Raw genomic sequence first — 19,017 nt, 5'->3', positions numbered from 1 at the left:
CAGAACTCCTTAATCACTTCTCAAGATATTTAAAAATACCGGTGAATTAAATAGCGCTTGCCGTTCTATCCTACAAGTTACGTACTGATAGCGCTTACCTCTATGTTTGATACCTACATTGCGGTTGTCACTTGGTGGGCCTATTGCTTCGATGGAGTGTGGTACGTTTTCTAACATCACAAAAGCAATGTCGCGGCGAATTCTAATGCCTATATAACTTAACGACTTATTCATAATAAAGGCTTTAAACAAGTTTTCATAAACTTGAGTGATGGCGTTTACTCGCCCTGTGTAAATGGAGTAAATATATAAGCTGGCCGGTTCATTGTTGCTGGCTAGCATTTCTTCGCATATATCGGTTTCATCTAAGCTCTTGTCTAGTAGCTTCTCAAAGTAGGGCTGTTTTATCTTGAGAGCAAAACAATGCCCAGCGAGTTGACCGAGGTAGAAATAGTAACTTACCTCTGCAGCGAGATGGTTTTGAAGCGTCTCGAGCCAAGCGCTGTCCCACTGCTCATAGCCAAAGGTGAGGTTATCAATGTAATTGCTTAGGTGTTGTGCACTGTATTGAGTAAGGGGATGGGGCGGAGTAATTTGTTCAAAACTCTCTTCACTCTGCGGCAGGTAAGGGTGAGCACCTAAGTAGTGTTTAAACTTGGCTCGAGCTTCAAGGACTTTATTCATCGCTTGGTTGCTGGGAAGGTTTTTCGAGCTAAAGCTACTGGAAGTGAAAATTTTATAAGCTTCATCACCAAAGTAGCGAATAATTTCCAATTGCCGATTTAAACTCGGCTCTACTTTGCCCCGCTCCCAACGGCTCACCGCCAAGGCATCAAGCTCACTAAATTCTGGGCTAAAGGCCGCTAATACTTGGCAAAGCTGTTCTTGGGTTAGGTTTGCTTGGTTACGTTTTTGCTGCAAGTAGTCGGCAATGCTCTTGTAGTTAGCCATATAGAGTTATCAAGTAATTGTTATTATGTGCTTTATTTTAGCAGCACTTGTTGAATCGCCCAAAGGGGCTCGCTAGGCATTGATTATAAAAAAATATTTTTAACATGCTCTGATGCTAACTGGTGCTTTGATTTATCTTAGCGACCGATTATTTAGCAACCACGAGAATCTTGAATGAACAAAGTCGGAACCTCTATTAGTGTCGTTTTACTTGCAAGCAGCATGCTTGCTGGCTGTGCCTCAACGGATGGTGAGCCAGATCCTAACCAAGGAATGAAAACCGGTGCAGTAGGTGGAGCCGTTGTAGGTTTGGTTATGGGCGCGGTTACTGGAGATGCAGAGTTGGCGGTGAAAGGTGCTGCTGTTGGTGCTGCTGCTGGTGGGGCTAGTGGTGCAATGCGCGATTACGAGAATAGCCAAGAGAATCGTCGAACCGGCGTAACTGCAGAAGCCATCTCCCAACCAAACACAGTGATTATGAATGGTGACAATGCAACGGCTAATCAAGGTGAGCATTTGAACAAATTGCTGGGTCAATGGCAGGTAAACGTTTGGGCGATTCAGCCTGATGGTAGCACCATCGAAGCGCAGGGGCTTGCTCGCGGTAAAATGATGGAAAGTGACGCTGCTACGGTAGAGCTAGAGCAGCTAGAAGTTGCAGGTGAACAGCTAGAATTACAAGCTAGTACAACGATAAGTTATAACCTGCAACAGGGACATCAGTTAAGTGTGAGCGCGTCAAATCTTGAGAACGATGTTGTGTATGCTGGGGAATTTCAAGCGGCTATGAATCGTTTTAGCTACTATCCTTTGAGCCAAGTTAGTACAGCTAATATGCGCATGGAGTTACGAGTGGTGAGCCCGCAGCTATGGATTGTTGAAACCTACTCACAGCAAGGTAGTGAAGAGAAAATGATCCAGTCTTATCGCTTTAGCAAGATCAGTTAATAAAATTATAGTTATAAACTAACGTTAGTCGTTATTAGCCTATTTAAACGACGTGTTTAAATAGGCTGTTTTGGTGAGCTGGTTTCTACACGCTCAAATTGACTGGGCCAAGTTTGCTTTCTCCCCGCTTGCTTGGCTTGATATAAACCTTGGTCTGCCCTTTCAATCCAATCATCAATACTCTCACTTTCTTTGATGCTAGCTATGCCTGCACTAAAGCTAATCGACAGTTGGTTAGGCGCCAATAAACTAGAAATTTTAGCTACTAGCTTCTCGCTAGTTTGGTAGGCAGTATCAAAGTCTGCATCATGCAACATGATAAGAAACTCTTCGCCTCCATAGCGAAATACTCGGTCGTTAACGCGGGTGTTTTGTTGCAAAAAGTGGGTAAACCACACCAGTATTTGATCGCCTACATTATGGCCATGTTGATCATTAATGGCTTTAAAATGGTCTAAATCTAAAAGGATAATGCTAGCTTTTATGCCACTGCGTTTATGTTGTTGGGTAGCTTTTAGCAGTTCATCAAACAAGGCTCTACGGTTATAGCAACGTGTTAGGGAGTCTTTAAAAGCGAGTTCTTTGAGTTCGTTATTTTGTTTTACCAGTACCCGCGCCAAGCCCCATGCAAAGATGTGTGAAGCCACTACGCCAATACTAAAACGTATACCTTGATGAACACCTAAGTGATGAACACCAAGAATTATTGCCAGAATGCTTACAGCCAATACAAGGCGCTCTGCCATTTGCAGTGGTAAGTGGATAAAGCAGGCCAAAATTAATGCGGGAACAAAAAACTCGCCATGCATATTGGGTTGAGTCAGTGCTAATAAAACCGGGGGAATGGCTAGCAATAAGAACCATACGTCGGCAGTTTTGTAATGGTTGGATTCGGGTTTGGTGAATAAGAAGAATAGCGAAACTAAAATGGCCAAGGCGCAGGGTAGTACCACTAAGCCGTACCAAAATACCCCATTAACTAAATGAGTAATTGAAAAATAAGCACTAGGAATGAAACCTGCCAAATGCATGACAAGGCTCATTTTTCTTTCTGTAAACTCTGCTGGAGACCAGTCAGACACCATCGCAAAAACCTATGCCAAAAAGTTAAAATACGAGCTGGGGAGCTTTCCTTATGTTATTAAAAGTAAACTCTTTTTGGCGGATCCGTCAAATCAAATTGACGCTTTATTTATGCTTAAAGCTTAGTGCTCTGCTGCCTTTTAGTTGGCTGAGTGCTTGTTGTAAAATAAGTTCAACAAAATCTTTTAGCACTGTACTTGATTGAGCGTTTTTACTAAACGCTGCGTACATGGGACGCCATAAGGCTTGTTCAAATGACAATAAGTGCACAAATTGTTGCTGCGCATAATGTTCTACAGCCCAATAAGGCATCGCTGCCACTCCCATTCCTGCTGCGACCATTTGCAGTAACATGGCTGGGTTATCGGCGTGTTTCCATTGTTTTACGGCTACTTGGCTGGGCTGAAGAATGTAACGATATAAGTCTAAGCGTTGTGGCGTTACCGGGTAACTAATGATGGTCTCTTGGCTCAACTGGGAGGCTTTTATTGTCGCTTGGCTGCTTAAGCGGTGTTGAGGTGGGCAAATAAGTACCATTTCATATTCAAACAAAGGCTCAAAGTGGATTTGCTCCTCTGGGCTTACTTCAGACGTTAGCAGAATGTCAGCTTCCCCACGCTGTAACAAGGGCAGGCCGTTATAGTCTTTATCTTGGCAAAAATGGCTATTTACCTCTGGCCAAGTTTGCTGAAACCGCTGCAAAGCCGGCAATAACCATTGAAAACAAGCATGACAATCAACACTAATGTTTAAACGTGTTTGCTGTTGTTGGGCGGCGCTAAATTGTTGCTCGGTTTGTTCAATTAAAGGCAGCACTTGCTGGGCTAAACTAAGTAGTTGCTGGCCGTGTTGGGTGAGCTGCAAGGGCTGTTGCTTTCTTAACACCAGGTGACTATTGATGCGCTGTTCTAAGTCTTTTAGCTGGTGAGATAGCGCCGAATCTGTAATAAACAACTTGGCAGCCGCTGACTTTAAAGAAGAGCTAGCAGCAATCGCTTGAATACAACGTAAATGCTTTATCTCTAACATTTATCTGGCTAGCTCCTTTAAGTGTTTGGGCGAATTCGCAGCTTAGGCAGTTCAGGTTTGTTTGTACATATAAGTGCCAAGTTAGATGGCTAAACATGAATATTTTTCAATATAGAGAGGGAGAGCGCTTTAATTCTGTATGACCAGTTTTCACTGGATTAAGCAGAGTTGAGAGAAATTCAATTTAACTTGATGGCTTTTCAATTGTGTTGAGGCCTCGCTCTGGTCAATATGGGTTTATACATCTAGACGGCTAAAAGGATATTGATATGAGCACTACTCACGTATTGGGTTACCCAAGAATTGGTAAGCAACGAGAACTAAAATTTGCTTTAGAAAGCTACTGGCGTGGCGACTCTTCGCAGCAAGAGTTATTACAAGTTGGCAAAAATATTCGCCAACAAAACTGGCAAGCTCAAAAAGACAGTGGTCAAGCTTGGGTGACCGTAGGCGATTTTGCTTGGTACGACCAAGTACTAAATACCTCATTATTGTTAGGCAACCTGCCTAAGCGTCACCAGTCTGAGCAAATTAACCTAGATAGCATGTTTGCAATTGCTCGTGGCCAACAGGGCTGTGGCTGTAATCATGCGGCATCAGACATGAGCAAATGGTTTAATACTAATTACCATTACATTGTGCCGGAGTTTTCTGAAGACAGTGTATTTAGCCTACAGTGGCAGCAACTGTTTGATGAAATTCGCGAAGCATTTGAGCAAGGCCATGCAGTTAAGCCAGTTATTTTGGGGCCTGTTTCTTACCTGTATCTAGGTAAAAATGACGACCAAGCAGCCAGTAATTTTGACCGTTTGTCGTTATTGCCACAGTTGTTAACGGTTTACCGCGAGATCTTCCAAGCTATTGCTGATTTAGGTGTGGAGTGGGTTCAAGTGGATGAACCTATCTTGGGCCTAGAGCTCGATTCGCAATGGCAAGACGCATTATTAGCTGCTTATAAAACAAAGCTCAGCCCCACTAAGTTACTTTTGACCAGCTATTTTGCAGATGTGTTAGACAATGCCGAGGTGATTAAGCAATTGGCGGTAGACGGGCTGCATTTAGATTTATCTGCCGCTCCACAACAGCTTGAGCAAGTACTAACTTGGTTACCTGAAGCGTGGGTACTGTCTGCCGGTGTGATTAATGGTCGCAATGTATGGCGAGCGAATTTGCCAGAGATTATCGAAAACTACAGCTCACTTAAAGTTCGTTTAGGCGAGCGCTTGTGGCTTGCCTCGTCTTGTTCTTTGTTGCACAGCCCGCTTGATCTAGAGAGTGAAACGGACTTAGGTGATGCTAAGTATCGTTTGGCTTTTGCGGAGCAAAAACTATCTGAACTGCAAATACTTGATGAAGCGCTAAATGGTGAAGCTGACGCCCTGCGGCTATCTCGCCAATACAGTGCCGCTTTGCAAAACCTTAACAAGAAAAACAACTCCAGCTTGCAGCAGCGAATTAGCGCCTTAACCCCGGCTGAGCGTGAGCGTACTTTAAGCTTTGAACAGCGCCAAGAGATTCAGCAGAAAAGTTTGCAATTGCCACCCTTGCCAACCACTACTATTGGTTCATTTCCACAAACCAATGAAATTCGCCGTCAGCGTCGCGAATATAAGGCGGGGCAACTAAGCCAAGCTGATTATGATGCTGCGCTTGCTCAACATATAAAGGATGCCATTGAGCGTCAAGAGCGCTTAGATTTGGATGTGTTAGTGCATGGTGAAGCCGAACGTAACGACATGGTTGAGTATTTTGCCGAGCTATTAGATGGCTTTATTGCTAGCCGCTTTGGTTGGGTGCAGAGTTATGGTTCGCGTTGTGTAAAACCAGCAATTATTGTAGATGACATCGAGCGCGCTAAACCTCTTACTATTGAATGGAGCAGTTATGCGCAATCCTTAACTAACAAGCCGGTAAAAGGCATGTTAACTGGCCCGGTGACTATTTTGACTTGGAGCTTCGCCCGAGAGGATATTAGCCGCGCCCAAATCGCCGAGCAAATCGCTATCGCGCTTAATGACGAAGTGGCCGAGCTGCAACAAGCGGGTATTCAAGTTATTCAAATTGATGAACCTGCTATTCGCGAAGGTATGCCGCTTAAACGCAGCCAATGGGATGATTATTTAAACTGGGCGGTATCGGCCTTTAAGTTATCAGCCGCTAGCGCCAAGCCAGAAACGCAGATCCATACTCACATGTGTTACAGCGAGTTTAATGACATTATGCCGGCGGTTGCCGCATTGGATGCCGACGTATTAACCATTGAGACTTCTCGTTCGGCGATGAGTTTGTTGCAGGCCTTTGAGCACTTTGAGTATCCAAATGAAATTGGCCCAGGTGTTTACGACATTCACTCGCCTAACATTCCTAGCATCGATGATATTAAAGCGTTGATTGATAAAGCAGCACAATGGATCCCATTGCAACGTTTGTGGGTAAACCCAGATTGTGGCTTGAAAACCCGTAATTGGCAGGAAACTGAGGCAGCCTTAAACAACATGGTATTAGCAACCAAAGAGCTACGTGCTAGCTTTAGCTAAATTTAACCAGCAATAGCCCCTTTAATTAAGGGGCTATTTCGCCAATGACTTCGTTTTAATTAGCGCCTACACTAGAAATTACCCAGTTGTTTTGAGAGTTTCTATGCCAAAGGCAAAGTTCGTCTCTGGTGATATTTTTCGCCATATCGTTGTTATGTCCTCCACCAATGCCATTGGCTTAACTGCTTTATTTTTGGTTGATTTAGCCGATCTGTTTTTTATTAGCTTGCTGGGTGAGGCTGAGCTTGCTGCAGCGGTAGGCTACGCCGGAACCATCGCATTTTTTACCACTTCAATTTCTATTGGCTTATCGATTGCGATGACCGCCTTGGTGTCAAAAGCGATTGGCCAGCAAGATAAAGCGCGGGCTAAGCAGTTAGTCACCAATATCTTATTTACTGGTTTTTTAATTAGCGCTGCTTTTGCCGCTTTGGCTTGGTATTTTGCTCCAGAGCTGTTGAGCTTGATTGGCGCTAAGGCCAGAACCCATGAACTTGCGGTGCAGTATTTAAGAATCTTGCTGCCTTCGCTACCGATTCTTGGGTTGGCCATGAGTGGTGGCGCTGCACTGCGCTCGGTAGGTGATGCAAAACGGGCGATGTGGTCTACCTTGGCTGGCGGCGGCGTAAATGCGGTACTCGACCCTATATTCATATTTGCGCTTGGACTTGGATTACCTGGTGCCGCTATTGCCTCGGTTATTGCGCGCTTTGTGGTTGCGGGTGTTGCCTTGTCTGGAGTGGTCTACAAGCACCAGTTGTTTGCTGGCTTTAGTTTGCAAAAGTGGTTGGAAGATCTGCGCGCTATCTTAAAGGTGGCCGCTCCTGCCATGATGACCAATGTAGCCACCCCTTTAGGCAATGCTTATGTTACTGCTTCTATTGCTATTTTTGGTGATGCCTACGTAGCGGGTTGGGCTGTGGTTGGACGTATAATGCCGGTGGCATTTGGCATGATATTCTCGTTATCTGGCGCCATTGGCCCTATTGTTGGCCAAAACTTTGGTGCAAATAATTACGCTAGAGTACATGAGGCCTTAAGCAAAGCGCTTTGGTTTAACGGTGGGTTTGTTGTTGCTGTGTCGTTAATTCTACTGTTAGGGCAAAACGTCATTGTGGATGTGTTTGGTGTGGGTGGCGAAGCGGCCACTGTTATTGGTTTCTTCTGTACCTGGATAAGCTTTAGCTTTGTATTTAATGGGGCGATGTTTGTGGCTAATGCTGCCTTTAATAATCTTGGTTACCCAAGCACCTCTACCATGCTTAATTTTGGCAAAGCAACTTTAGGCACAATCCCTTTTGTTTATCTAGGTGGACAGTGGTTTGGGCCGCTGGGCGTGTTGGGTGGTCAAGCAGTAGGAACGGTTGTATTTGGATTATTGGCGCTGCGAATGGCTTTTTATATTGTGGCTAGAGTCACCAATAAGCATCAACGTCAATTGGCCGAGCAAGAACAGCCATTAGAGCCCAGTGTGCCGCTTACGCCATTTTGTTCTAGTCGCGCTTATATGTGTGCGGAAGCTGATTTGGAGGATACAGTGTCTTCTAAAGATACAGCAGCTGCTAAATCTTAAGCCACAGACAAGGGGCTTACATCAAATCGGTCGCCGAGTAAGTTTAGTAAGTCGGCTTGGCCGGCTATCACGGCAACAATAATTTTTCCCTGCTTGTGTTTGCTGGGGATCACCACTCTGCCTTGGCAATTCACAACTTGATCTTTTAACAGCATAGATTGCAGCTGATAAGGGTTGTCGCTTGGGTAAAAAAGCACGGTAACATCACTTAGGCCAACAGATTGAGTTTTCATGATGAGTCCTTCCAATTGTGTTTTGCCTCAATATAACGTTAGCACTGGCCGATTAGATCACTAGCTTTTCTGGGTAAGGCAGAAGGACTTGCTGTAAACAATCGTTGACTTCTTATTTCCTGTCGCTAATCTGACTGAAAATAAAAGGAATACCGATGATTAAACCAATCCAAGCCAAGATGCTAATGTTTGATTTAGACGACACCTTAGTGGATGACGGAATTGCTACCGAAACCGCCGCTAAAGCTTTGTTTGGTAAATATAGGCCCTCGCAAGCTGATGACGCCCTAAGTCATTGGAAGCGTGCGCTAAAACTTCATTATCCAGCTTTTTTACAAGGTAAACTTAGCGCCGCTGAAATGCGCCAAGCCCGCGCGCGCGAAGCTTTGCAAGATAAGAGCTTAAGTGCTGATGCTGCTGAGCAGGCTTTCGAATATTTCATGCAGCAATATATCGATGCAACAGTGTTGTACGGCGATACCTTGGCTTGTTTAGATCAGCTTAAGCAACAAGGTTGGCGCCTGGCATTAGTATCTAATGGGCCAGAAGATATGCAACAGCGAAAAGTACGTGCAGCTGGCTTGCTCGATTATTTTGAGTTTGTTCTAACCGCAGAAGCGGCTGGCGTTGCTAAGCCTAAAGCAGAGATTTTTCAGCAAGCCGCGCAATTGGCCAAGCTTGAGCTTAGCCAATGTTGTTATGTGGGAGACAACTTGGTGAATGATGCTCAAGGCTCCAGTGCCGCAGGGATGAGCAGTGTGTGGCTACAAAGAAGCAAGAGCTGTGAACCTGAATATCAGCCATTGGAAAATGTAAACTGGACAATAGCCTCACTAAATCAATTACATCAGTGCATTGGTTTAGCATAAACGTGTTGGTTGGCGGTTTTAAAGGAGCAGTGAAAGCAGTATGGCAATAGTTGGTTTATGGGACTGGTTGGCCGATAGCTTACGTTTTTACCGTCAGCATTTTACTCAATTGGCATTAATGGTTTTGCCCTTTGCTGTTCCTTTTGCCGCACTGCAAAGCCAATATGTTCAAAACCCTAGCGAGCCTTCTACCGCAAATTATTGGATGTTTGTGATAATAGGTTTGTTAATGCAGCCTGTTTATCAAGGTGCAATCATCTTGTACATGCGCGCCCAGTTTAAACAGCAACCTTGGTCAATCGCTCGCTGCTTTCAAGCGTCGCTAAGTATTTGGCCTTTGTTATTTACGGTAGTGGCAATTTGTTTTGCTTTGGTAATGCTTGGCCTGAGCTTTTTTGTGTTGCCTGGTATTGTTATCGCCAGTCGATTGTTGGTGGCAGATTTACATTGTGTACTAAACAAAAGCAGTCCCGTGGAAGCAATTAGCGCAAGTTGGCGGCAAACCGAAGCCTATAAGTGGCCTTTGCTAGCGGGTGTGATAGTGGTTGCAGGGGTTACCATGATACCGGTTTGGGCTGTGCATCATTGGTTATTAGACATTAACGCCAATGGCATATGGGTGTTTGCTAATCGAGTGTTTGGGCAAGTGCTCGAAGCTTTCTTTTTAGTATTTGCTTACCGTGCTTATAGCGCGATGAATGCCAGTGCAGAGTAGTTTAGCTATTTACCAAGCTGCTTATTCTTTTAAAGTGCTTATGTAAACTAGCCATCCGCCTAGCGGGGTAGGTGATTAGGCCGCGGTAAACTGTTGTTGCTTAGCTTGCAATTGGTAGCCTGCTGACGCTAAGCGTTGGCTCAATTGGCTCTGATTTAGCTCGTAAAATCTGCATAGTTCAGTAAAGCTAGAGAACTCATTCCTAATTTGCATGTTTACAATGCTTACCAAAATATTGATATCCATTTGTTGAACACGTTGTTGGTCTAACATGCATACTCCTTGGCTGGTTGAGGGCGGTTGAAGCCCCATTTGGTCCATGCTTTTTCGTGAAAGAAGTAAGCCACACTGTTTACTGCTGGCTCTACTATGGCTACCAAACCGCCAATCATCATGTCACCAGTTAACAACCAAGTGACCAAAAAAGCGATAGTGAAATGCATGCTGGCAAAAGTTAATGTTTTAATCATAATGTTGTCCTCGTTTATTTCTATATCTAAATGATAATCATTATCATTTACTTTGCAAGTTATTTTTGTGCTTTTTTTATTCGACAGTTGATTGGAAGGTTGGAAGGCAAAAATTTAAAGCTGGCTAGGGAAGTAGCTAAATGCGCCAGTCACTTCTAAAAATGAACAGACACTTGTTGTGCTTTATCTCGTTGCAATTAGCGCGGCTGAACAGTTTTTTTACTAATAAAACCACAAACCTGTATCTCGTTTGCTTGTGTTAGCTGGCCAATCTAAAAGCGCGCTAAGCTGCTTAGTTGTTATATACTTAGGCTATTGTTAAGCGCCTAATAGTAAAGATAAGGCTGTATCAGGGATGAGCTATGTTTCGACGTTTTAGTATTTTTTGGGGGCTGCTGCTTGTAGTAGGTTGTTCAAGCGTAATTGTTAATCAGTTTGATCAACACTTTGGCGAAGCCTCGGTACAAACGCGAGTTTTTTCAGAGAGCCATCCTCCTGCTGCAGAGTTCCTTGCAGAGGTAAAGCCAATTTTAGACCAGCGTTGTGTGATGTGTCATGCCTGTTACGACGCGCCTTGCCAGTTAAAACTTACTTCTGCAGCCGGGATTGACCGCGGTGTAACTACTGAGCGCGTGTACAATGCCAGCAGAGTGACTGCCGCTCCAACCACCCGCCTATATACCGACGCTAAGTCTACGCAAATGTGGCGTCAGAAAGGTTTTAACCCGGTATTAAATGAGCGTATTCAAAGCGAACAAGCGAATTTAGAAGCGGGGGTAATGTACCAAGCCTTAAAACAAAAGCGCGATTACCTAGACCCCGGTAACGAGATCCTAGATCCCGAGGCCTTTGATTTTGCTTTAGATCGAGCCCAGCAGTGTGTTGGTATTGAAGGCTACGCTAAGGTGCAGGCTTCACATCCTGAATGGGGAATGCCCTATGGGCTGCCGGCAATTAGCGATGCCGAGTTTGATACGTTAACTGCTTGGCTAGCTAGCGGCGCGCCGATGGCCGATGACTTAAGCGCACATAATCAGCTTGCTGAGCAGGTTGCTTATTGGGAGGCTTTTCTAAACGGTGACTCGCTCAAACAGCAGTTAATGGCGCGTTATATTTATGAACACCTGTTCATTACTCATTTGTATTTTGGTGATGACCCAAATACTCGCCCTGCATTTTTTAAACTGGTGCGCTCTCGAACCGCCCCAGGTACACCCATTGATGAAATAGCAACCCGTCGTCCTTACGATGACCCAGATGTAAGCCGCGTGTATTACCGCTTGGCTCCAGAGCGCGAAACCATTGTGGTGAAAACCCATATTCCTTATCGTTTAGACAAGGCTCGCCAGCAGCGTTGGACCGAGTGGTTTTTAGGTGACGATACCAAGGTAGACAGCTTACCGAGTTACGAGCCTAGAGTGGCGGGTAATCCTTTTGTGGCTTTTCAGGATCTTACTGTGAACGGTCGTTATCGTTTTATGTTGGATGATGCTGAGACCTTTATTATGGGCTTTATGAAAGGGCCTGTTTGTCGCGGGCAGGTGGCTTTAAATGTTATTCAAGACCACTTCTGGGTATATTTCGCCAACCCTGATAATCGCTATGAACAAGAGCAAGCTGAGTTCTTAGTTGAACAGAGCGACCACTTAAGAATGCCATCGGTTGAGCAAAGTAATGTTCTGCCAATTAGTGCTTGGCTTAATTACTCTAAGCGTCACCGCAAATTTATGGATGCCAGTATCGACCATGTGAATCAATGGCTGAGTAAAGACAGCTCGATACTCAATTTAGATTTACTGTGGGATGGTGACGGGGTAAACCAAAATGCCGCACTTACCATTTTCCGTCACTTTGACAGTGCCAGCGTTGTAAAAGGCACCGTAGGCAGGCAGCCAAAAACCGCTTGGGTTATTGATTACTCCTTGTTTGAGCGAATTCATTACTTGTTAGTGGCTGGGTTTGACCCTTACGGAAACTTGGGCCATCAATTAGTAACCCGTTTATACATGGACTTTTTACGTATGGAAGGTGAGGGCAGCTTTGCCTCATTCTTACCAGCTGAAATGCGTTATGATGAACTACGTAGCTGGTATATAGGTGCAGACAAAAATATTATCGAATTTGTTGAGTCTCGCCCGCAAGAGGCTTTCTTTAAAAGTGCAGTGGAATATAGCGGAGACGGGCCATACAAACAGCAGTTGTTTGACATGATTGGTGAGAAATTGGCGCCTGTATTAAGCCAAAAGCATCAAATTAGCTGGCCGCAATATTCACGAGAAGTGACTGATTTTGCCATTCAAGTAGGTGCTTGGCGCGGTGGCTCGATTAAGCTGTTGCCACAAGTGGTGTTTATTCAGGTTGACGACCTAGAGAAAGAGGAGCCTGAGTACTACACGCTATTGAGGCATAACGCTCATACCAACATTTCTAGCTTGTTCTTAGAAGACAATAACCGTTTGCCAGATCAAGACACCATATCTGTTTTGCCTGGCTTAGTAGGGGCTTATCCTGGTGCATTTTGGCAAGTCGAAAAGTCAGAATTGAAACAATTACAACAAACTTTGGTGCAAGTGCATAACGAACAAGGCTATCAAGCATTTATGAAACGATATGGCATTCGCAGAACCAATAACGAGTTTTGGCCATTTAGTGACCGCCTACATCAAGTCTACCTCCAAGCTGAGCCTTTGGAATCGGGTGTGTTGGATTACAGTCGCTTAGAGAATCGTTAGATTTATCTAACAAAAAGCCCAAGCAAAGTGCTTGGGCTTTTTAATTTGACGTTTTGTTAGTTTGTTTTAAATCGCGATACCATTTCTTGTAAGCTTCCTGCTAGAGAGTTAAGAGCGGTTGCGCTTTGTTCTAGTTGTTGAGAAACCTCGTTTGCTTGACTAGAGCCGTCATGAATATCGGTGATGTTGCGATTGATTTCTTCTGCTACCAAGTGCTGCTCTTCTGCTGAAGCCGCAATTTGCGTGGCCATGTCTCGAATGGTAAGTACCGATTGCAATATAGCCTCAAACACTGTGCTGGTTTGGTTGGTGGCCGTTACCGAGGTGGTCGAGTGTTCAATACTGCTAGAGAGCTTAGTGGCTACATTGGAAGTTTGTTGGCGTAAGTTACTCAATAGTTTGTCGATTTCTTCAGTTGATTCAGCAGTGCGGCCAGCTAGGGTTCTCACTTCGTCTGCAACTACTGCAAATCCTCTACCTTGCTCACCCGCTCGGGCGGCTTCAATGGCGGCATTTAAGGCCAACAAGTTGGTTTGTTCAGCAATGCCGCGAATGGTATCTAAGATTACAGTGATATTAGCTGATTCTTGCGACAGTTCATCCATGGCTTGATTGGACTCATTCAAGGTGGTTTCTAGTTGGCTAACGGCGCGCACCGTATCTTGAATAAGTTGATGACCTTCTTCTACCTGTTGCTGGCTGTCGTCGGCGCTAGAAGCCGCTTGGCTACAGTTTGACGCCACTTCATTAGAGGTGGCTACCATTTCATGGAATGCCGTTGAAACTTGTTCTACAGCGGCTAACTGCCCTTCTGCAATTTGTTTCATGGTGCTGGACAGCTCACTAGCTTGCGCTGCGGAGTTATCTACTTGTTCACTATTGCCTTTAATGCTGGCAACCAGTGAGTTAATCGATTCAACAAAGCGGTTGAAGGCATTGGCCATTTGCCCCGATTCATCGTTAGATTGGATATCTAAACGCTGAGTTAAGTCGCCTTCACCAGATGCGATGCCCTCTAGGCCTTCGGTGATGGTAATCATCGGTTTGGTGATCACGTTCATCAAGGTAAAGCCTATCGCGATAAATACCACCATCATCAAAATGGCAACGCCAATTATCAGGGTGATTAGTGAGTTGGCTTGTTGATAAACTTCGCTGGCAGGCATAAAGCCAATAAAGCGCCAGTTAAGATCAGGAGATAAGTACACGTTGGCTAACCACGTTTCACCGTCTTTTTCTATGGTATGTAAGCCTGGCGATGCGCTTTGAATTGCCTGATAGCTTGCCACGTCGCTAATCGCTTTAAACAGGTTTTCTTCACTTGATGGGTCAGCCAAAATCGTATTGCTGTCTTCAATCATGATGATGTAGCCCTGTTCACCAAACTTCACTTTTTTAATTAAGTCTGTGAGTTTACTTAGGGTGACATCTACGCCAATAGTACCAAATGCTCCTTTGGCGCCTTCAAAACGCACCATGTAGTCCACCAAGGGGGTTTTAGAGATTAAATCTTGGTAGGCGGGAATACGCACCGGGGTTGTCGAGTTTATAGATAAAGGGTACCAAGGCCGCACTCTTGGATCGTAGTCTGCAGAGTTTTTACCTAAGGGCCATTGAATATAACCACCATGGTCCATCGCCAAGTAGACATAGGCTAAGTCGGGCCTCGCTTCGCCAAACTCGCGCATAAAGTGAAAGGCTTCTTGCTCTACGCCGCCAATTTTATCAGGAGTCATCATGGTGCTGGGTTTGCCCATGTAGGTGGTTACACTATGGTCCAGTTGTCGGATGACTTTAGAGGTAGCGAGAAATTTAGCATCTTCGGCTAGGCCGTTCAGGTAGATGGAAAAGGTGGTGTCAATGTGCCCGAGCTCAGCAGTACTTCTTTGTTCAAAGTTGAGTTCAGCGCTGTTACGCACGCTCCAAACTGTGATGATGGAAATCACCAATACTGGGATAACCACTCCTGCGAGTAACAACAACAAAAACTTTGTTCTTATTTTCATTTTTAAGTCCACTATGCGAGCGCGTATTAAGATAAATATAGTGGACTTAGACAGGAATTCTAATTTGCCTTGAATAACTTAGCGGCAAATGCGGGGGAAAAGAACGCAGCTTAACTTGCAGGTAATACCCACAATAAGGCTAACGGGATAAACACTAAACTGGCGATGTTGCCCAGCATTACAATGGAGGCTACCCGTTGCGGTTCAATTTGATACTGTTCAGCAATGATAAAGTTGAGTACGGCGGGCGGTAAAGCTGCAAACAAAATTAAGCAAGATTGCTGCAAGCTGTTGAGCGGCAAAATAGCAATAGCAATGAAAGCACATAATAGGCCGCTAAGAGGGCAAGCGATAGCGCCAATCATACCGATGCGCCAATCTTTTAAATCTACATCGATTAATCTTACTCCTAGGGTAAATAGCATTAGCGGAACCGATATTTGTCCGAGCATTTCTATTGGCGTGGCAATGACTTTGGGTAGCGAGAGATCTAAGACACCCCAAACTATGCCGGCAATGGCAGCAACAATCACCGGAATGCGCAGTGTTGAAAGTAACTTTGCTTTAGTATCAATAAAATATAGGCCTACCGAAAAATGTAAGACCATTTCAACCACAAATAGAATCACAGCAATTGGCATGGCTGCTTCGCCAAAGGCTAAAATAATCAGTGGTAGTCCTAAGTTACCGGCGTTGTTGAACATCATTGGTGGCAAAAAGGTACGCGCCTTTAACCCTAAAGGCTTAATCAAAGGAAGCAATACTAGGCCGGAACCTAACACTACCCAAATTGATGCTAGTAGCAGTTCGCTATAATCCGCTAGCTCTAACTGGGTATTCGCCAGTACCGAGAAGATTAAGGCAGGGCAGAATATCTCCATATTCATCCGGTTGGCAGCGCTAATGTCGGGTCGGTGTTTACGGCCATAAATTAGGCCTAACACCACAATAATAATTAGTGGTGCAACAATACTTAAGATTTGCCAAGCCACAGCATTAGTCCTTCATCGAGTGAGAATTAAGCTTATCAGAAAAGTGTGTTGGGGCTAGTTAGCAATAAGTGTTATGGCTTTAACTGACTTGAATGGCTAGGCTAATAAAGAGTTCACCAAAGTTTGAGTCGATTATGTTGAAACAGCTCTACCTCGCTATGATCTTGCTTGTTATAGCTGGCCAAATGCCAACGGCGGCCATTGCCGAAGATGAGTTTGACATGGACATGGACATGGAGATGGACTTTCCAGAGCCAGATTTCCCTGAGCCTGAGCCCGACTTTCCAGAGCCAGAACAATTGCCTGAGTTAGAGCCTGAGCCTCCAATCGCTGAAGTATTACCCGAAGTTGACCAGCCAGAGGTGGAACTACCGATTGCTCCGCCGCCAGAAGAGGTGATCCCACCTGAAGAAATATTGCCACCTATCATTGTGCTACCACCACCGATATATTGGTTAGATGATCCTTGGGACTATTGGTATCCACATGACTATCCGCGCCATTACTACCGCCCAGCGACTATTAGCGTGAGGGTGAATGGTGAGCTTAAGTTGCGGATTGTGGATAGCCAGCAGCGTACTTTAGTTAATCAAACCTTAGAAGCTGGCACTTACCAGCAATGGCAGGGGCAAGCTCCATTTGCTGTCACTGTTAGTGAGCCGGCGCAAATATCGCTGAGCTACCAAGGTAAAGAAGTGGATTTAAGCGCTTACCAAGACACTGAAAATGCCTATTTTCAAGTGCCGCCTAATCGTTAAACTGTAGGGTCTGTTGATCTTTGCTGATGGTTTTTGCAGCAATTTCTTAGCCCACTAGGCTTCTAAGTGCTCGCCGCGATTAAAACCCGCTTATCTCGAACAACATTTCAACACCAAAGATCAACAGACCCTAATTACTAGAAATAAAAAAACAGAGCTGGTGCTCTGTTTTTTTGGGTTTAGCCTCGGAGTTTATTGGCTTGGTGGTGTGTAACCTTCAATATCCACTTCACCGTCTTCAAACAGATACTTAACCATTTCTGCTTGCAGTAGCTCGCGGTCATCTTGATTCATCAAGTTAAGCTTTTTCTCATTGATGAACATGGTTTGTTTTTTCTGCCACTCGGTCCAGGCTTCTTTGCTGATGTTGTCAAAAACGCGCTTGCCCACATCACCAGGAATCAGTTGAAAATCTAAGCCTTCGGCTTCTTTTTTTAAACGTTGGCAAAATACGGTTCTAGCCATAATAGGTCCTTTTTCCTTGCTTTGCCAAAGGGAGGCAAAGGCTAAATTAAAGTGCTTGTTGCGCTATTTTTAACAGCTTTTCTGTAACGGCAGCTAAGCCAACTTTGGGTGCTTGTTGCATGTTATACCAAAGTTGTTGATTGTCTGCCATGACTTGTAAGTTAGGCGCTTCGCTAAGCTCGATGAGCGAAGGTTGAATGTCTAAATGGTAGTGGCTAAAGGTGTGCCTTAGCGGCGAGAGCTCATAAATGGCATCGGCGCTCATTTGATGCTGATTTAGCCAATCACTAATGCTGTCTTCAATATTAATTTCAGGGAAGCAATATAGGCCTCCCCAAAGCCCTTGCATGGGGCGTTGATAAAGTAAAAACTGCTGCTGCCAATGCAAAATCAGCATTTGAGTGGGTTTTTCTGGCAATACTTTTTTGGGCTTTTTACCGGGGAAGTCGCCTTGACGCTGATACTTAAGCGCTTGGCAGTCTTCGGCTACAGGACAAACCTCGCAACTAGGTTTGCTGCGAGTGCAGACCATGGCGCCTAAATCCATCATTGCTTGATTGTATTCGGTAGTTTGTTGCTCTGGCGTATTGGCTTCGGCCAGTTCCCATAGTTGGTTTTCCACTGGCTTTTTACCTGGCCAACCTGCTATCGCTTGGTGACGAGCGAGTACTCGTTTAACGTTGCCATCTAAAATGGCATGGCGTTGCCCTAAGGATAAAGACAATACCGCGCCAGCGGTTGAACGCCCAATGCCTGGTAGAGCAATAACTTGGTCGATATCTTCGGGGAATCGCCCATTATGTTGCTCGGCAATCTCTTTAGCGGCTTTGTGTAAATTACGCGCTCGTGCGTAATAACCGAGGCCGGTCCAAAGGTGCAGCACTTCATCGGTATCGGCTTTAGCTAAGTCACTCACCGTAGGGAAACGTTGCATAAAACGTTCAAAGTAGGGAATAACCGTAGCCACTTGAGTTTGCTGCAGCATGATTTCCGACAGCCAAACTTTATAGGGGGTTTTGTCTTGCTGCCAAGGCAGGTGTTTACGCCCAGCTTGGTGATACCAAGTAACCACTCGGCTGGAAAAGTTTGCGAGATTGTTGGTCATTAAAAGTGCTTAGTTTAAATAGTGGGTTGGCAGCGAGGTTGTCGATTTCATGACTTCCATAGAAAAGGCAGAGCTTACATCGGTAAAGGCTAAGCGTTCGATCAGTTGCTTATATACTTTGTCGTAGTCGTCGATACTAGGCACAACAACCTGTAACAAGTAGTCGATACTGCCACTCATGCGGTGAGCTTCAATGATCTCTGGAATATCTTGAATGGCTTGCTTGAATTGATCCAACCATTGTTGGTCGTGCTGCGAGGTGCGCACACTTACAAACACGGTTACGCCTAGGTTGAGCTTAGCCCTATCGAGTAAGGCGACCTTGTGGCGAATAAAGCCTGCTTGCTCTAGTTTTTGCACTCTACGCCAGCAAGGGGTTGCCGATAAACCCACCCGTTCAGCGATGTCGTTGAGCGGGATGCTTACGTCTCGTTGCAGCAAATCGAGTATTAACTTGTCTTTACTATCGAGTTTCATTTTTCACACTTTGCTCAAATAATGAAAGTTGCTGCTATTTTCCCGCGCTTAAGCCTAAGAAACAACCGCTATCT

At 44.9% G+C, this 19,017-nt stretch carries 18 protein-coding genes; 7 read left to right on the top strand and 11 right to left on the bottom strand.

From position 1 onward, the window contains the following. Nucleotides 1-9: 9 nt before the first annotated feature. A complete protein-coding gene (locus tag K5620_RS16915) occupies nucleotides 10-951 on the bottom strand; it encodes a helix-turn-helix transcriptional regulator (RefSeq protein WP_016401401.1) in 942 nt (313 codons plus the stop codon). Between the two features lie 174 nt (nucleotides 952-1,125). Here K5620_RS16915 and K5620_RS16910 point away from each other — a divergent pair, with 174 nt between their 5' ends. Continuing rightward, a complete protein-coding gene (locus K5620_RS16910; protein WP_051147596.1) occupies nucleotides 1,126-1,899 on the top strand; it encodes a YMGG-like glycine zipper-containing protein in 774 nt (257 codons plus the stop codon). Nucleotides 1,900-1,955: 56 nt separating this feature from the next. On the opposite strand, the gene K5620_RS16905 is transcribed toward K5620_RS16910, so the two are convergent. Continuing rightward, complete coding sequence (locus K5620_RS16905) at nucleotides 1,956-2,942, bottom strand: GGDEF domain-containing protein (protein WP_215426379.1); 987 nt, start codon at nucleotides 2,940-2,942, stop codon at nucleotides 1,956-1,958. Between the two features lie 145 nt (nucleotides 2,943-3,087). Next, nucleotides 3,088-4,011, bottom strand: coding sequence for a LysR substrate-binding domain-containing protein (locus K5620_RS16900; RefSeq protein WP_016401398.1), 924 nt, complete (start codon nucleotides 4,009-4,011; stop codon nucleotides 3,088-3,090). A gap of 269 nt (nucleotides 4,012-4,280) precedes the next feature. Between K5620_RS16900 and metE the strand changes: the two genes are divergently transcribed. Together metE and K5620_RS16890 are read left to right on the top strand one after the other, a co-directional pair. After that, on the top strand, nucleotides 4,281-6,548 hold the full coding sequence (metE, locus tag K5620_RS16895) for a 5-methyltetrahydropteroyltriglutamate--homocysteine S-methyltransferase (protein WP_016401397.1): 2,268 nt from the start codon (nucleotides 4,281-4,283) through the stop codon (nucleotides 6,546-6,548). A gap of 103 nt (nucleotides 6,549-6,651) precedes the next feature. Then, nucleotides 6,652-8,121, top strand: a complete 1,470-nt coding sequence (locus K5620_RS16890; RefSeq protein ID WP_016401396.1) for an MATE family efflux transporter — start codon at nucleotides 6,652-6,654, stop codon at nucleotides 8,119-8,121. Here the strand turns inward: K5620_RS16890 and K5620_RS16885 are convergent. Beyond that, nucleotides 8,118-8,354: a DUF2375 family protein gene (locus K5620_RS16885; RefSeq protein ID WP_016401395.1), complete on the bottom strand. Its 237-nt coding sequence runs from the start codon at nucleotides 8,352-8,354 to the stop codon at nucleotides 8,118-8,120. The two genes, K5620_RS16890 and K5620_RS16885, sit on opposite strands and share 4 nt — an antisense overlap. Nucleotides 8,355-8,509: 155 nt before the next feature. Between K5620_RS16885 and K5620_RS16880 the strand changes: the two genes are divergently transcribed. Together K5620_RS16880 and K5620_RS16875 are read left to right on the top strand one after the other, a co-directional pair. Further along, on the top strand, nucleotides 8,510-9,223 hold the full coding sequence (locus tag K5620_RS16880) for an HAD family hydrolase (protein ID WP_016401394.1): 714 nt from the start codon (nucleotides 8,510-8,512) through the stop codon (nucleotides 9,221-9,223). A 40-nt stretch (nucleotides 9,224-9,263) separates the two neighbouring features. After that, a complete protein-coding gene (locus K5620_RS16875) occupies nucleotides 9,264-9,938 on the top strand; it encodes a YciC family protein (RefSeq protein ID WP_016401393.1) in 675 nt (224 codons plus the stop codon). Nucleotides 9,939-10,013: 75 nt separating this feature from the next. Here K5620_RS16875 and K5620_RS16870 read toward each other — a convergent pair whose 3' ends face one another. Further along, the gene (locus K5620_RS16870) at nucleotides 10,014-10,211 is read right to left on the bottom strand and encodes a DUF4250 domain-containing protein (protein WP_016401392.1); all 198 of its coding nucleotides are present in this window, start codon (nucleotides 10,209-10,211) and stop codon (nucleotides 10,014-10,016) included. Next, nucleotides 10,205-10,408 (bottom strand): DUF2061 domain-containing protein, encoded by a 204-nt coding sequence (locus K5620_RS16865; protein WP_016401391.1) that lies wholly within the window; start codon nucleotides 10,406-10,408, stop codon nucleotides 10,205-10,207. Before K5620_RS16865 ends, K5620_RS16870 begins: the two co-directional genes overlap by 7 nt. 362 nt (nucleotides 10,409-10,770) lie before the next feature. On the opposite strand from K5620_RS16865, the gene K5620_RS16860 reads away from it, so the two are divergent. Continuing rightward, nucleotides 10,771-13,140 carry a fatty acid cis/trans isomerase gene (locus K5620_RS16860; protein ID WP_016401390.1) on the top strand — a complete coding sequence of 790 codons (2,370 nt, stop codon included), beginning with the start codon at nucleotides 10,771-10,773 and terminating at the stop codon, nucleotides 13,138-13,140. Between the two features lie 56 nt (nucleotides 13,141-13,196). Here K5620_RS16860 and K5620_RS16855 read toward each other — a convergent pair whose 3' ends face one another. Next, nucleotides 13,197-15,146: a methyl-accepting chemotaxis protein gene (locus tag K5620_RS16855; RefSeq protein WP_016401389.1), complete on the bottom strand. Its 1,950-nt coding sequence runs from the start codon at nucleotides 15,144-15,146 to the stop codon at nucleotides 13,197-13,199. Between the two features lie 110 nt (nucleotides 15,147-15,256). After that, complete coding sequence (locus tag K5620_RS16850; protein WP_016401388.1) at nucleotides 15,257-16,138, bottom strand: AEC family transporter; 882 nt, start codon at nucleotides 16,136-16,138, stop codon at nucleotides 15,257-15,259. 134 nt (nucleotides 16,139-16,272) lie between these two features. On the opposite strand from K5620_RS16850, the gene K5620_RS16845 reads away from it, so the two are divergent. Further along, nucleotides 16,273-16,896, top strand: coding sequence for a DUF4115 domain-containing protein (locus K5620_RS16845; RefSeq protein WP_016401387.1), 624 nt, complete (start codon nucleotides 16,273-16,275; stop codon nucleotides 16,894-16,896). 192 nt (nucleotides 16,897-17,088) lie between these two features. Here K5620_RS16845 and K5620_RS16840 read toward each other — a convergent pair whose 3' ends face one another. Genes K5620_RS16840 through K5620_RS16830 form a run of 3 tightly spaced genes read right to left on the bottom strand, consistent with a single transcriptional unit; the run spans nucleotide 17,089 to nucleotide 18,943 of the window. Continuing rightward, nucleotides 17,089-17,361: an oxidative damage protection protein gene (locus K5620_RS16840; RefSeq protein ID WP_016401386.1), complete on the bottom strand. Its 273-nt coding sequence runs from the start codon at nucleotides 17,359-17,361 to the stop codon at nucleotides 17,089-17,091. 46 nt (nucleotides 17,362-17,407) lie between these two features. Beyond that, nucleotides 17,408-18,466, bottom strand: a complete 1,059-nt coding sequence (gene mutY, locus K5620_RS16835) for an A/G-specific adenine glycosylase (RefSeq protein ID WP_016401385.1) — start codon at nucleotides 18,464-18,466, stop codon at nucleotides 17,408-17,410. Between the two features lie 9 nt (nucleotides 18,467-18,475). Beyond that, entirely contained in the window at nucleotides 18,476-18,943 is a 468-nt protein-coding gene (locus tag K5620_RS16830; RefSeq protein WP_016401384.1) for an Lrp/AsnC family transcriptional regulator, read from the bottom strand. Nucleotides 18,944-19,017: the final 74 nt, after the last annotated feature.

The sequence above is a fragment of the Agarivorans albus genome (assembly GCF_019670105.1).
Taxonomy (GTDB): domain Bacteria; phylum Pseudomonadota; class Gammaproteobacteria; order Enterobacterales; family Celerinatantimonadaceae; genus Agarivorans; species Agarivorans albus.
The sequence above is the reverse complement of the archived record's forward strand: the minus strand, read 5'-3'. Positions and strand labels throughout refer to the sequence as shown.

Excerpts from the sequence above, each read along its gene's own strand:
- K5620_RS16830 (WP_016401384.1), bottom strand. The coding sequence starts at position 18,943 with ATGAAACTCGATAGTAAAGACAAGTTAATACTCGATTTGCTGCAACGA.
- K5620_RS16900 (WP_016401398.1), bottom strand. The coding sequence starts at position 4,011 with ATGTTAGAGATAAAGCATTTACGTTGTATTCAAGCGATTGCTGCTAGC.
- metE (WP_016401397.1), top strand. The coding sequence starts at position 4,281 with ATGAGCACTACTCACGTATTGGGTTACCCAAGAATTGGTAAGCAACGA.
- K5620_RS16915 (WP_016401401.1), bottom strand. The coding sequence starts at position 951 with ATGGCTAACTACAAGAGCATTGCCGACTACTTGCAGCAAAAACGTAAC.
- K5620_RS16890 (WP_016401396.1), top strand. The coding sequence starts at position 6,652 with ATGCCAAAGGCAAAGTTCGTCTCTGGTGATATTTTTCGCCATATCGTT.
- K5620_RS16855 (WP_016401389.1), bottom strand. The coding sequence starts at position 15,146 with ATGAAAATAAGAACAAAGTTTTTGTTGTTGTTACTCGCAGGAGTGGTT.
- K5620_RS16870 (WP_016401392.1), bottom strand. The coding sequence starts at position 10,211 with ATGTTAGACCAACAACGTGTTCAACAAATGGATATCAATATTTTGGTA.
- K5620_RS16875 (WP_016401393.1), top strand. The coding sequence starts at position 9,264 with ATGGCAATAGTTGGTTTATGGGACTGGTTGGCCGATAGCTTACGTTTT.
- K5620_RS16845 (WP_016401387.1), top strand. The coding sequence starts at position 16,273 with ATGTTGAAACAGCTCTACCTCGCTATGATCTTGCTTGTTATAGCTGGC.
- K5620_RS16885 (WP_016401395.1), bottom strand. The coding sequence starts at position 8,354 with ATGAAAACTCAATCTGTTGGCCTAAGTGATGTTACCGTGCTTTTTTAC.
- K5620_RS16880 (WP_016401394.1), top strand. The coding sequence starts at position 8,510 with ATGATTAAACCAATCCAAGCCAAGATGCTAATGTTTGATTTAGACGAC.
- K5620_RS16910 (WP_051147596.1), top strand. The coding sequence starts at position 1,126 with ATGAACAAAGTCGGAACCTCTATTAGTGTCGTTTTACTTGCAAGCAGC.
- K5620_RS16840 (WP_016401386.1), bottom strand. The coding sequence starts at position 17,361 with ATGGCTAGAACCGTATTTTGCCAACGTTTAAAAAAAGAAGCCGAAGGC.
- mutY (WP_016401385.1), bottom strand. The coding sequence starts at position 18,466 with ATGACCAACAATCTCGCAAACTTTTCCAGCCGAGTGGTTACTTGGTAT.
- K5620_RS16905 (WP_215426379.1), bottom strand. The coding sequence starts at position 2,942 with ATGAGCCTTGTCATGCATTTGGCAGGTTTCATTCCTAGTGCTTATTTT.
- K5620_RS16860 (WP_016401390.1), top strand. The coding sequence starts at position 10,771 with ATGTTTCGACGTTTTAGTATTTTTTGGGGGCTGCTGCTTGTAGTAGGT.
- K5620_RS16865 (WP_016401391.1), bottom strand. The coding sequence starts at position 10,408 with ATGATTAAAACATTAACTTTTGCCAGCATGCATTTCACTATCGCTTTT.